At 66.8% G+C, this 11,915-nt stretch carries 16 protein-coding genes; 14 read left to right on the top strand and 2 right to left on the bottom strand.

The features are described from left to right. The first annotated feature begins 15 nt into the window (after positions 1–15). From ACOZBP_RS14805 to ACOZBP_RS14790, 4 genes are read left to right on the top strand one after another with little or no spacing between them, the layout of a single operon-like run. Entirely contained in the window at positions 16–882 is an 867-nt protein-coding gene (locus ACOZBP_RS14805) for a serine aminopeptidase domain-containing protein (RefSeq protein ID WP_422677087.1), read from the top strand. Between the two features lie 44 nt (positions 883–926). Next, positions 927–1,781 carry an aldo/keto reductase gene (locus ACOZBP_RS14800; RefSeq protein WP_422677086.1) on the top strand — a complete coding sequence of 285 codons (855 nt, stop codon included), beginning with the start codon at positions 927–929 and terminating at the stop codon, positions 1,779–1,781. Positions 1,782–1,821: 40 nt separating this feature from the next. After that, a complete protein-coding gene (locus ACOZBP_RS14795) occupies positions 1,822–2,070 on the top strand; it encodes a helix-turn-helix domain-containing protein (RefSeq protein WP_422677085.1) in 249 nt (82 codons plus the stop codon). Next, positions 2,070–2,711: a Pr6Pr family membrane protein gene (locus tag ACOZBP_RS14790; protein WP_422677083.1), complete on the top strand. Its 642-nt coding sequence runs from the start codon at positions 2,070–2,072 to the stop codon at positions 2,709–2,711. The genes ACOZBP_RS14795 and ACOZBP_RS14790 overlap by 1 nt, the downstream gene beginning before the upstream one ends. A gap of 52 nt (positions 2,712–2,763) precedes the next feature. Here the strand turns inward: ACOZBP_RS14790 and ACOZBP_RS14785 are convergent, their stop codons facing one another. Next, a complete protein-coding gene (locus ACOZBP_RS14785) occupies positions 2,764–3,159 on the bottom strand; it encodes a hypothetical protein (RefSeq protein ID WP_422677082.1) in 396 nt (131 codons plus the stop codon). 158 nt (positions 3,160–3,317) lie between these two features. Here ACOZBP_RS14785 and ACOZBP_RS14780 point away from each other — a divergent pair, with 158 nt between their 5' ends. The 10 genes from ACOZBP_RS14780 (at position 3,318) to ACOZBP_RS14735 (ending at position 11,169) form a co-directional block, all read left to right on the top strand. Next, positions 3,318–4,847, top strand: coding sequence for a UbiD family decarboxylase (locus ACOZBP_RS14780; protein WP_422677081.1), 1,530 nt, complete (start codon positions 3,318–3,320; stop codon positions 4,845–4,847). Positions 4,848–4,878: 31 nt separating this feature from the next. Beyond that, complete coding sequence (locus ACOZBP_RS14775) at positions 4,879–5,508, top strand: hypothetical protein (protein WP_422677080.1); 630 nt, start codon at positions 4,879–4,881, stop codon at positions 5,506–5,508. A gap of 110 nt (positions 5,509–5,618) precedes the next feature. Continuing rightward, positions 5,619–5,960, top strand: a complete 342-nt coding sequence (locus ACOZBP_RS14770; protein WP_422677079.1) for a hypothetical protein — start codon at positions 5,619–5,621, stop codon at positions 5,958–5,960. Between the two features lie 40 nt (positions 5,961–6,000). Next, on the top strand, positions 6,001–7,839 hold the full coding sequence (locus ACOZBP_RS14765; RefSeq protein WP_422677078.1) for a M14 family metallopeptidase: 1,839 nt from the start codon (positions 6,001–6,003) through the stop codon (positions 7,837–7,839). A gap of 2 nt (positions 7,840–7,841) precedes the next feature. After that, entirely contained in the window at positions 7,842–8,237 is a 396-nt protein-coding gene (locus tag ACOZBP_RS14760) for an MAPEG family protein (protein WP_333611599.1), read from the top strand. Positions 8,238–8,280: 43 nt separating this feature from the next. Continuing rightward, positions 8,281–9,627, top strand: a complete 1,347-nt coding sequence (locus tag ACOZBP_RS14755; protein ID WP_422677077.1) for a TldD/PmbA family protein — start codon at positions 8,281–8,283, stop codon at positions 9,625–9,627. Beyond that, entirely contained in the window at positions 9,624–10,418 is a 795-nt protein-coding gene (locus tag ACOZBP_RS14750) for a 3'(2'),5'-bisphosphate nucleotidase CysQ (RefSeq protein WP_422677076.1), read from the top strand. The genes ACOZBP_RS14755 and ACOZBP_RS14750 overlap by 4 nt, the downstream gene beginning before the upstream one ends. Positions 10,419–10,432: 14 nt before the next feature. Then, on the top strand, positions 10,433–10,684 hold the full coding sequence (locus ACOZBP_RS14745) for a DUF4170 domain-containing protein (protein ID WP_422677075.1): 252 nt from the start codon (positions 10,433–10,435) through the stop codon (positions 10,682–10,684). A 99-nt stretch (positions 10,685–10,783) separates the two neighbouring features. Further along, positions 10,784–10,972 carry a hypothetical protein gene (locus tag ACOZBP_RS14740; RefSeq protein ID WP_422677074.1) on the top strand — a complete coding sequence of 63 codons (189 nt, stop codon included), beginning with the start codon at positions 10,784–10,786 and terminating at the stop codon, positions 10,970–10,972. Beyond that, positions 10,969–11,169: a hypothetical protein gene (locus tag ACOZBP_RS14735; protein ID WP_422677073.1), complete on the top strand. Its 201-nt coding sequence runs from the start codon at positions 10,969–10,971 to the stop codon at positions 11,167–11,169. Before ACOZBP_RS14740 ends, ACOZBP_RS14735 begins: the two co-directional genes overlap by 4 nt. A 4-nt stretch (positions 11,170–11,173) precedes the next feature. On the opposite strand, the gene ACOZBP_RS14730 is transcribed toward ACOZBP_RS14735, so the two are convergent. Beyond that, a complete protein-coding gene (locus tag ACOZBP_RS14730) occupies positions 11,174–11,839 on the bottom strand; it encodes a fused DSP-PTPase phosphatase/NAD kinase-like protein (RefSeq protein ID WP_422677151.1) in 666 nt (221 codons plus the stop codon). Positions 11,840–11,915: the final 76 nt, after the last annotated feature.

The following is an 11,915-nucleotide window of genomic DNA, read 5'->3' as shown; positions in this document are numbered from 1 at the left end:
AACAGGACGGACCCTATGACCGAGCTCGTGACCCGCGACTTCACCGCTCCCGCGCCCGACGGCTATCCGCTGTCGATGCGGTTGATCTCGGCGGCGGAACCCCGGATCGCTGTGCTGGTCTCGTCCGGCACCGGGTTTCCCAAGGGCTTCTATGAGCGGTTCGCGCGGCATCTGGCCGAGCGGGGCGCGGCGGTGCTGACCTATGATTTCAGGGGCATCGCCGGATCGCGGCCCGAGGATCTGAAGGGGATGGCGATGGACTATCCCGACTGGGGTCGGCTGGACATGCCCGCCGCTCTGGACGCCCTGATCGTGGCGGCGCCGGGCCTGCGCGTCGTCCATGTCGGCCACAGCGTCGGCGGACATTTCCTGGGCTTCATGCATAATCAGGACCGGATCGACCGCCACGCCTTCGTCTCGGTCGGGACCGGCTGGTGGGGCGGGCATCACCGATCCTACAATCCGCTGGAGCTCTTCTTCTGGCTGGGTTTCGGGCCGTTCAGCCTGATGCGGCACGGCTATATCAAGGGCGGCGGCCTGTGGGGCGGGACCGACCTGCCGCGCGGGGTCTTCACCACCTGGCGGCGCTGGTGCCTGAAGCGGGAATACTTCTCGCGAGAGCTGGAGACGACGCTGCGGCCGCATCATTACGAGGCGGTGACCGCGCCGATCCGGTCGTGGATCTTCACCGACGATCCCATCGCCACGCCGAATACCGCTCGCGACCTGCTGAGCGTCTATCCCAAGGCCCTGTCCGAGATCAGCGTCCACGCGCCGTCCGACTTCGGCGCGCGGCGCATCGGCCACGAAGGCGCCTTCCGCAAGGGGATGGAGCCGCTGTGGGACCGGATTTTCCACTGGCTGGACAATGGCAAGGCCTGATCCGGCGCCTATATCGAGCGCTCCTGATCCCGCGGAGCCTTCCCATGCCCTATTCCGACCAGCCCACCGTGACCGCCTCGGGCGTGGAGATTCCGCTGCTGGGTTTCGGCACCTGGCAGCTGGAGGCCGACGACGCGCGGCGCATGGTGCGTGAGGCCCTGCGCATCGGCTATCGCCACATCGACACAGCCTGGATCTACAAGAACGAGAAGGCTGTGGGCGACGGCATCGCCGACGCCGTGGCCGAGGGGATCGTGGCGCGCGAGGACGTCTTCGTCACCACCAAGATCTGGGTCGAGCATTTCCATCGCGACGCCCTGCTGCGGCAGGCCGAGGAATCCGCGATCAGCCTGGGCCTGACGCCCGACCTGCTGTTGCTGCACTGGCCCAAGCCGACGCCGGCGCTGGAAGAGACCATCGACGCCCTGAACGCGGCGTTGGAACAGGGCTTCACCAAGCACGTGGGCCTGTCCAACTTCCCCTCGGCGCAGTTCCGCGAAGCGGCGGCCCTGTCCAAGGCGCCGCTGGTGACCAACCAGGTCGAGTACCACCCCTATCTGTCGCAGAAGACGCTGATCGAGACGGCGCGCGAGCTGGGCTCGTCCATCACCGCCTGGTCGCCGCTGGCCCAGGGCAAGATCGCCGACGACACGGTGATCGGAGAGATCGCCAAGGCCCACGGCAAGACCCATGGCCAGGTCACCCTGCGCTGGATCATCCAGCAGGGCGTGATCGCCATTCCGCGCACCGCCAAGGAAGGCCGCGCGGCCGAGAATTTCGACATCTTCGACTTCGACCTTTCGGCGGACGAAATGGCGCGCATCCATGCCCTGGCCCGTGCCGACGGTCGTCTGGGCGACTGGCTGGACGAGGCCTTCCAATGGGATCAGGATGCCTGATCTAACAGCGTCATAGGACGCAAGCGTCGGGGAGGACGCCATGGGTTCGGTTCTGGGCTTTCCGGGGATTGATCCGACAGACGCCCTGATCGGCGCCCGCATACGGCGCTGGCGGGATCAGCGGGGCGTGACGCCGGCCGATCTCGCCGCCGCCCTCCACCTGACGCCCGAGGCCCTGCGCCGGGTCGAGGCGGGGCGCGAGCATCTGGATTCCGCCGGGATCGACGCCGCCACCCGCGCCCTGCACCTGCCCGTGTGGGCGCTGGTTTCCGACACGCGGGGCTATTGATGGCGGCGCGCCTCTATCGCGCGCTCTTCGCCTGTGTCGGCTGGTTCGCCCTGATCCTGCAATATGTCCTGACCCTGACGGGCAATCCGCACATGGGCGCGGGCGAGCTGACGCTGAACTTCTTCAGCTACTTCACCATCCTGACCAATTTCCTGGCGGCCCTGGCCCTGACGGCGCCGGTCGTGGCGCCGCACAGCCGGCTGGGACGCTGGTCCGCCAGCGAGGGCGTCCGCGCGGCCGTCGCCATGTATATCGCCGTGGTCGGCCTGACCTATCACTTCCTGTTGGCGGGCGTCTGGGACCCGCAAGGCTGGCTGCTGCTGGCCAACACCCTGCTGCACTACGTCATGCCGCTCGCCTTCGTGATCGACTGGCTGGCCTTCACGCCCAAGGGGCGGCTGCGCTGGATCGACGCGATCAAGTGGCTGGCGCCGGTGCTGATCTATGGCGGCTGGACCCTGCTGCACGGCAAGCTGAGCGGCTGGTGGCCCTACTGGTTCGTGGACGTGGACAAGCTGGGGCTAGGCAGGACCCTGGTCTATTTCGCGGGCCTGCTGGCCTTCTTCCTGATCGTGGGCCTGATCGTCGTGGCGATCGACCGCACCTTTGGGCGACGCGGCAGGCGCACGATCGCCACCTAGCCATGCCCATCGGGGCCTGCTGGGCCTTCAATGCATGAGGAATGTCTATCCGTTACCGGGCTGACTGTCCCACCCACTGAAGTTCCATCTTCCCTGGCGTCTCAGCTTGAGCCACGAATTCATACTGGGTGACGCCAAACAGCTTCATGTAGTCACGCAGAGCGCTGACCCGCGCACGGTTCAAATCATCGTCAGCCTTGTCGGAAAGTCCGACAATTTTAATGACGCCCGACGAGCATCTCTGGCTGGCCTCGACGACTAGAGACAGCATTACTGACGAGTTCGCTGTGATCGTGGAACTACCTTCAAGGAAGCTCAATCCACCGTAAGCATATTCACAGGAAAGCTCACGATGAATGTCGACACTAGGGCTTGAAGCGACAGGCGGATGGCTTGCACATCCAGACAGCCCAAAGAGCATGACCAAGAGCGCCAAATTAATCTTCATGTGGACGCTTGGAGGCTCGAACGCGCCGCTTAGGCGATTTCGTCGTCGCTCCATCTCATTATTGATACCAATGTGATCAGAAAGATCACATCTAACGCTTCGGCTCAATCCTTGCGCGCAAGGTGACAGAAGCCGCGCGGCCGCCTAAGCGTCAGCGCATGGCCTACAAGTCCCTGCGCGATTTCATCGCTGTCCTCGAAGCCGACGGCGAACTGGTTCGCGTCTCCGAACCCGTCTCGACCACGCTGGAGATGACCGAGATCCAGACCCGGCTGCTGCGCAACGGCGGCCCGGCGGTCCTGTTCGAGAAGCCGGTCATGCCGGACGGGTCGATCAGTCCCATCCCCTGCCTGGCCAACCTGTTCGGCACGGTGAAGCGCGTCGCCATGGGCGTGACGCTGGAGGGCAAGACGCGCACCACCGCCGGGGAACTGCGCGAGGTCGGCGAACTGCTGGCCTTCCTGCGCAACCCGACGCCGCCGCGCGGCCTGTCCGACGCCATGGAGATGCTGCCCCTGGCCAAGACCGTCATGTCGATGCGGCCCAAGACGGTGAAGAAGGCCCCGGTGCAGGAAGTCGTGCTGACAGGCGATCAGATCGACCTGACGTCGCTTCCCATTCAAGGCTGCTGGCCCGGCGAGCCGGCGCCCCTGATCACCTGGGGCCTGGTCGTGACCAAGGGGCCGTCGGACGACCGCGAGGACGACTTCAACCTGGGCATCTATCGGATGCAGGTCCTGGGCAAGGACAAGGCCATCATGCGCTGGCTGGCGCACCGGGGCGGGGCCCAGCACTATGCCCGGCACAAGAAGGCGGGCAAGCGGGAACCCCTGCCCTGCGCCGTGGTTCTGGGCGCCGATCCCGGCACCATCCTGGCCGCCGTGACCCCGGTGCCGGAGACCCTGTCGGAGTATCAGTTCGCGGGCCTGATGCGCGGCTCCAAGGCCGAACTGGTCCCGTGCAAGACCGTGCCGCTGATGGTGCCGGCCAATGCCGAGATCGTGCTGGAGGGCCACGTCCTGCTGGACGAGTTCGAGGACGAGGGCCCCTACGGCGACCACACCGGCTACTACAACTCGGTGGAGAAATTCCCGGTCTTCCAGGTGACGGCCATCACCATGCGCCGCGACCCCATCTATCTGACCACCTTCACCGGCCGTCCGCCGGATGAGCCGTCCGTGCTGGGCGAAGCCCTGAACGAGGTCTTCATCCCCCTGATCCGCCAACAGTTTCCCGAGATCGTCGACTTCTGGCTGCCGCCCGAGGGGTGCAGCTATCGCATCGCCGTGGTGTCGATGAAGAAGGCCTATCCGGGTCACGCCAAGCGGGTGATGATGGGCTGCTGGAGCTATCTGCGGCAGTTCATGTACACCAAGTGGATCATCGTGGTGGACCACGACATCAACGCCCGCGACTGGAAGGACGTGATGTGGGCCATCTCGACCAAGATGGACCCGGCCCGCGACATCACCGTCATCGAGAACACCCCCATCGACTACCTGGACTTCGCCAGCCCCGAGAGCGGACTGGGGTCCAAGATCGGTCTGGACGCCACCGACAAGTGGGAGCCCGAGACCAGGCGTGAATGGGGCGAGGAGATCCGCATGGACGATGCGGTGATCGAGCGGGTCAACGACCTGTGGGACCGCCTCGGATTGCCGGGTGACGGAACGCCGATCTGGAAATAGACTGAGCCGCTAGTCAGCGCCGGGGGGCCATGTGAGCGCGTTCGAGTTCTTCTTCAGCTTTTACGGCCTGCTGCTCGGGTTGTCGGTGGCCGAACTGGTCGGCGGCTTCGCGCGCGTGCTGCACGAGCGCGAGCGTATCCGCTTCGGCTGGCTGACGCCGGCGCTGGCCCTGTTCGTGGCCATCGACATCGCCACCTTCTGGAACCAGGCCTGGGTTATCTTTCGCGGGGCGCCGTTCAACACCTTCCTGCTGATCGTCAGCCTGAGCATCGCCGCGATCTTCTATGTGGCGGCCAGCGTCACCTTCCCCCGCGTCTCGGCCGAGGGCGCTCATGAGCGCATTGATCTGGACGCTCACTTCTGGGCGCACCGCAAACTGGTCTTCGGCTGCATCCTGGCGGCCAATCTGATCGTCGCGGTCATGGTCATCATCCTGGCGCAGGCGGACCCCGGCTTCGCCAAGCTCGCAAGATCGGTGACCCTCTGGACCGGCGTCGCCATCTTTGTCGTCGGCACGGCGACAGCGGCCTTCGCCCCTTGGCGCCGGGTCGCTGTCGCGGCTCTGGCGGTCGTCCTGCTCTACAGCCTTTGGCAAATGACCAATTCCGCAGCGGCGCTGGCGGCGACGGGCGGTTGGTCGCCGATCACCGGCGCGGGGTGAAAAGCGACAGCAGGAAAGCGCCGTTTCACAAAATGTGTCGCAAATCGGATTTTTTAATGACGAGATCGTAATCTCGTCATAGCGTTTCGACCTTCTCTGTCGGAGCTACCATGAAGCGCGTTCTCCCTATCGTTCTTGCCGTTCTGATCGCCGTCCCCGTCGCGACCACGCTGGCTTCGCCTGCAGATGCTCAGGTTCGCGTAGGTTCCGGCGCCCAGCCCCGCACCCCTCCACGCCCGCGCCCCCGCCTCAGCGAAGCCGAGAGAGAGAGCCTTGAGGCCGCTCAGGACGAGGTGGCGGAACTGGACGACAAGATCGCCGCCCTGGAAGATGCGAACACGGCCGCTGGCGGCCTGACCGAGGCCCAACGCCAAGAATGGCAGAGCCACGCTACGCGTCGCCAGACCGCCCAGGCCACGGTCGAGCGACTGGAAGCCAAGCGCCGCGGCTAAGCGGGGTTGCCAGCAGAGCCGCGACGACGGAAGACAGGACATGCGCATCAGCCTGTTCCTCGCCGCCGTCGCGGCCCTCGCGTCGAGTCCCGCCATGTCACAGTCCACGCCCCCGGCTTCCGTCACCAACGTCGCCCCTTGGGATCAGGCCTTCCTGCCGCCGGCGCCTGCGTGGAACGGCGCGTCCAAGGCCCTGCTGCGCGACGCCTCCGATCCCTGGGTCACGGCCTTCGAGGCCGATGCGACGCATGACTTCTCGCCCTCCTACGCCGACACGCGCGCCTGGTTCGACCGGCTGGACGCGGCCAGCGACCTGATCCGCATCGAGCAGTTCGGCGTCTCGCCGGAAGGGCGGCCCATTTATGCGGTGATCGCGTCCAAGGACGGCGCGACGCTTGATCCGTCCAAGCCCGTCCTGCTGGCCCAGGCCGGCATCCATCCGGGCGAGATCGACGGCAAGGACGCGGGCATGATGCTGCTGCGCGACATGGCGTTTTACGGCAAGGACGGCCTGCTGGACCGGGCCAACCTGATCCTGATCCCGATCCTGAGCGTGGACGGGCATGAGCGCACCGGCCCCTATTCGCGGCCCAACCAGCGCGGACCGCGCAACCAGGGCTGGCGTCACACGGCGACCAACCAGAACCTGAACCGCGACTTCATGAAGCTGGACCAGGCCGAGATGCAGGCCGTCATGGGCCTGATCCACAAGTATCAGCCGGACCTCTACGTCGACATCCACGTCACCGACGGCATCGATTATCAATACGACGTCACCTATGGCTACAACGGCGAGGACGGCGTCTGGAGCCGCAGCCCGGCCATCGCCAAATGGCTGGACGAGGCCTTCAAGCCCGAGATGAACGCCGCCCTGGAGGCGCAAGGGCATATCCCCGGCGAACTGGTCTTCGCCATCGACGACCGCGACCCGAAGAAGGGCATGAACGACGGCGGTCTGGGCGAGCGCTATTCCAACGGCTGGGGCTCGGCGGCCCATGTCCCGACCATCCTGATCGAAAACCACAGCCTGAAGCCGCACGAACAGCGGGTTCTGGGCACCTATGTCTTCCTGGAAGAAGCGCTGAAGGTTCTGGCCGAGAAATCCCAGACCCTGCGCGCCGCCATCAGCGCCGACCGCGCCCTGCGGCCCGCCGAACTGCCCGCCAACTTCAAGGGCGACGAGCAGCCGACGCGGATGCGCCCGTTCAAGGGCATCCTCTATGACACCTACGACAGCGCCGCCTCGGGCCGTCCCGAACTGCGCTGGCTGGGCCAGCCGGACCCGGAGCTGTGGCAGGTGCCCTACTTCGGCTCCAGCCCGACCCTGACGCTGACGCGCCCGACCGCCTACTGGGTGCCGTCCTATCGCGCCGATATCATCGAGCGGCTGAAGATGCACGGCGTGCAGATGGAGACCCTGGCCGCGCCGCGCACGGTGGCGGTCGACATGCTGCGCCTGGTCGATCCCAAGGTCTCGGGCCGCACCAATGAAGGCCATGTGCCGATCACGGTCAGCGAGGTCCGCGCCGAAGCCAAGGACTGGACCTATCCCGTCGGTTCGGTGCGCGTGCCGACCGATCAGCTGATGGGCGACGTCGCCATCCTGCTGCTGGAGCCGCAGTCGAGCGAGAGCTTCTTCGCCTGGGGCATGTTCCCCGAGGTGCTGAACCGCGTCGAATACATCGAGGCTTACGCCATCGCGCCCCTGGCCGAAAAGATGCTGGCCGCCGATCCGGCGCTGAAGGCCGAGTTCGAGGCCAGGCTGGCGGCCGATCCCGCCTTCGCCGCCGACGGCGACGCGCGTCTGGCCTGGTTCTATGAGCGCACGCCCTTCTATGATCAGCGCTTCCGCCTCTATCCGGTCGGACGGGAGAAGTGAGCATGGTCCCCTCGATTCAAGCCGCGACCCTGTGGGGCGGGCTGCTGATCCTGCTGCTGCTGGTCCTGTCCAGCGTGGTGGTCAGCCGTCGGCGTCGGCATCTGATCGAGTTCGGGGACGGCGGAAATCCCGAGATGACGCCCGCCGTCCGCGCCTTCGGCAACGCGGCGGAATACATCCCGGCGGGCATCTGCGGCCTGATCCTGCTGGCCTTTGTCGGCGCCCCGCCCCTGCTGATCCACGGCGTCGGCGGCGTGCTGTTCGCGGGCCGGGTCATCCACGCCCTGGGCCTGCTGTTCCAGAAAGGGCCGTCGCTGGGCCGGGTGACCGGCATGGTCCTGACCTGGCTGGCTTTGCTGGTGGCGTCGGTCAGCCTGATCGCCTGGTCGGTGATCTAAGCCTTCTTGTTGCGATGCGGGGTCGGGTCCGCCATATCGGGGCATGTCCGATAAGACGCCCTCCCCCGACATCCTCCATGATCTGGTCGCCGCCGCGCTGAAGGCCGGCGCCGACGCCGCCGAGGCGGTCTCCGCTCACCGCGCCTCCCTGTCCGTCGGCGTGCGCAACGCCGAACTGGAAGAGGTCGAGCGCGAGGAGGCCCGCGACCTGGGCCTGCGCGTCTTCGTCGGGCGGCGTCAGGCGACGGTCTCCGCCTCGGACCTGTCCGACGCGACCCGCGCCCGTCTGGTCGAACGCGCCGTGGCCATGGCCCGACTGGCGCCCGAAGACCCCTATGCGGGTCTGGCGCCGCAGGACCGTCTGGCCCAGGGGCCGCACGCCGACCTCGACCTGTTCGACCCGTCCGAACGCACCGCCGAGGCGCTGGAAGCCGCTGCCGCCGAGGCGGAGGCCGCAGCGCTCGGCGTCGCGGGCGTATCCAAGTCGGAAGGCGGTCACGCCTCCTGGTCGGCCAGCGAATGGCGGCTGGTCACCTCGCACGGCTTCGACGGCCGTCACAAGGGCAGCGCCTTCTCGCTGGGCGTCGGCGTCATCGCCGAAAAGGACGGGGCCATGGAGCGCGGCGGCGAGAGCCGCGCCACCCGCTACCTGTCCGACCTGCCGGGCGCCGCCGACATCGGCCTGAAGGCCGGCGAACGCGCCGTGGCCCGCGTCGGCCCGCGCAAGATCGCCTCGACCACCGCCCCGGTCATCTTCGAGAACCGCATCGCCACCCAGGTGCTGTCGCCGCTGCTGGGCGCCATTTCCGGCCCGGCCATCGCGCGCGGCAGCTCCTTCCTGAAGGACAAGCTGGGTCAAAGGGTCCTGCCCGCGGGCGTGGACATGATCGACGATCCCTTCCGCCTGCGCGGCCTGGGCTCGACCCCGTTCGACGACGAAGGCGTGGAGGTCGAGCGGCGCAACATCGTCGAGGACGGCGTCATCACCACCTGGCTGCTGAACAGCGCCGCCGCCGCCCAGCTGGGGATGGCCTCGACCGGCCACGCCTCGCGCGGTCTGGCCGGACCGTCCGGCGTCTCGACCCACAACCTGCATCTGACGCCGGGCGAGCACGACAAGGCGGGCCTGATGGCCGAGGCCGGATCGGGCCTGCTGATCACCTCCATGTTCGGCCCCTCGCTGAACGGCAACACCGGCGACTGGTCCGCCGGGGTGTCCGGTTTCTGGTTCGAGGACGGCCAACTGGCCTATCCGGTCAGCGAAGTGACCGTGGCGGGCAACCTGATCGAGCTCTACGCCCGACTGGTGCGGGGGGCGGATCTGGAGTTCCGCGGGTCCTTCAACAGCCCCTCCCTGATGTTCGACGCGGTGGCTGTCGCCGGAAAATGACCGACCTTCTCGCCGATCTCGAACTGATCCGCGACGCGGCCCTGGCCGCCGGTCGGCTGGCGCTCGAACATCGAGAAGCCGGCCTGAAGGTCTGGTCCAAGGAGGGCGGCTCGCCCGTCACCAGCGCCGATCTGGCGGTGGACCAGCTTTTGAAAGACGCCCTTCTGACCGCCCGCCCCGACTACGGCTGGCTGTCTGAGGAAACGGTCGATAGTCCCGAGCGCCTGACGAAGACGCGCATCTTCGTCGTCGATCCGATCGACGGGACCGTCGCCTATATGAAGAACAAGCCGTGGTGGTGCGTGCCCATCGCCGTGGTCGAGGACGGCCGTCCCGTCGCCGCCGTCATCCACGCCCCCATGCTGGGCGAGATGTTCGAGGCCACCCTGGGCGGCGGCGCCCGGCTGCAGGGCCGCCCCATCAGCGCCTCGGACACAGACACGCTGGAAGACGCCGAACTTCTGGCCGACGCGCGGTTGATGGAGGCGCGCGAATGGGCCGAGCCCTGGCCGGAAATGCGCTTCACCAAGCGCAACGCCCTGGCCTATCGCATGGCCCTGGTCGCCGCCGGGGCCTTTGACGCGGCCATCGCCATCAGCCCCAAATGGGACTGGGACGTCTGCGCCGGCGCACTGATCGCCGAAGAGGCCGGGGCCAGGGTCAGCGACCATATGGGCCGTCCGTGGCGGTTTAATCGCCCCGATCCGCGTCAAACCAGCCTGATCTGCGCTGCGCCGGCCCTTCACCCGTTGATCGTGAGGCGCACAGCGCCTATCCCGCTGGCGATCTGACATTCCCTTTCGCAATGGACCCCCTCTCCATGGCCGACGCCCACGATCCTCAACTTCTTCACCTCGTCATCGGCGGCGAGATGCGCCACCCGGCCGAGCCTGTCTTCCGCGACCTGAAAGAGGTCGAGTTCGTCGGCGCCTTCGGCAGCTATGACGAAGCCAAGCAGGCCTGGAAGGCCCGCGCCCAGGCCACGGTCGACAACGCTCACATGCGCTACTTCATCCTGCACGCGCACAAGCTGATCGACCCGCGCTCGGAAGCGTGAACCGCGGCGTTTAGGTCGCAGCGAGGTTTTCGGAACCGCACAGGCGGCTGACGCGCTTTCCCGTCAGCCGCCTTTGGCGTTTCTGAACAGGTGCTCGCCATGATGCCTACCCTGATCGTCCTTCTGCTGGTGATCCTGGCCGTGGCGGCCATCGTCTGGGTCGTCCGCCGAGGCCCCGCGCACACGCCCCGTCCGGGCGAGGATCAGGACACCGCCTGGAATGATCCCATCACCCCTGCGGAATCGACGCCTCATCAGCCCGCGCGTAAATCGGAGCCAGGACCGTGACCCTGTTCGGCCAGACCCTTGATGGACAACAACTGTTCGGAATCATCTCCCTTGTCAGCGTGCTGGCCCTCTGGCTGATCGTTCTGGGCAGGGAGCGAAACTACGCCCGCTGGTTCCGCCAATGGGAAGCCGATCGCAAGGCGCGCCGCGACGCCGAGACGGCGCAGCAAGGTCCCAAGAGCGGGCCCTGGGGCTAGGCCCCTACTCGCGCTTCAGCAGGCGGTCGACCACCAGCTTGCCCCACCAGCCGGCCTTGAACTCGGCGCGGATCGCCTTGGGGTCGTAGGCCGCGCCGGCGATCCAGTCTTCGAAGCTGACGCCGGTGGGCTCGATCTCGTTGACGTATTTCTCCAGCACATAGTCCAGCACCCCGGTCAGGCCCTCGCGACTGTGCAGAGTCCGCTTGCCCAACTCCGACATAGCCGCCGAGACCGGCTCGCCCAGATGGAAGTGGCGATAGAGCACCGCCATCATCCCCGCCCGATCCGCGCCCGACTTGCAGTGGATCAGGGCCGGATATTCGATGGTGCGGAACAGTTCGCGCGCCCGGTCGATGCGGTCGCGGCCCGGCGGATCGCGCGAATCCAGCGGCGCGTCGATCAGGGTCAGGCCCAGACGCTCGCAGGCGTCCTTCTCCAACCAGTAGTAGGCCTCATCGCGCTGACCGCGCAGATTGATGACGGTCTTGATCCCGCGCCGTTTCCAATAGGCCAGCTGGCCAGGCGACGGCTGGTTGGTGCGCACCAGATCAGGCCCCAGCCAATGGGCGTTGGTGAAGGCCGTGCGCAGGAAGGCGTGATCGGCCCAGAAATAGGACCAGTGCGCCTTGAACCGGCCAAACGACGTTGTCAGATCATAGCGCGCCATAGGCCGGAGATAGCGACGAAACCAGCCGGCGTCACCCATCAGCTTGGCGGCGGCGGCTTGACTTGACGCCCGTCCC

The sequence above is a fragment of the Brevundimonas sp. NPDC058933 genome (assembly GCF_049315965.1).
In the GTDB taxonomy this organism is placed as follows: domain Bacteria; phylum Pseudomonadota; class Alphaproteobacteria; order Caulobacterales; family Caulobacteraceae; genus Brevundimonas.
Note: the sequence above shows the minus strand (reverse complement) of the source record. Positions and strands in the feature narration are given on the sequence as shown.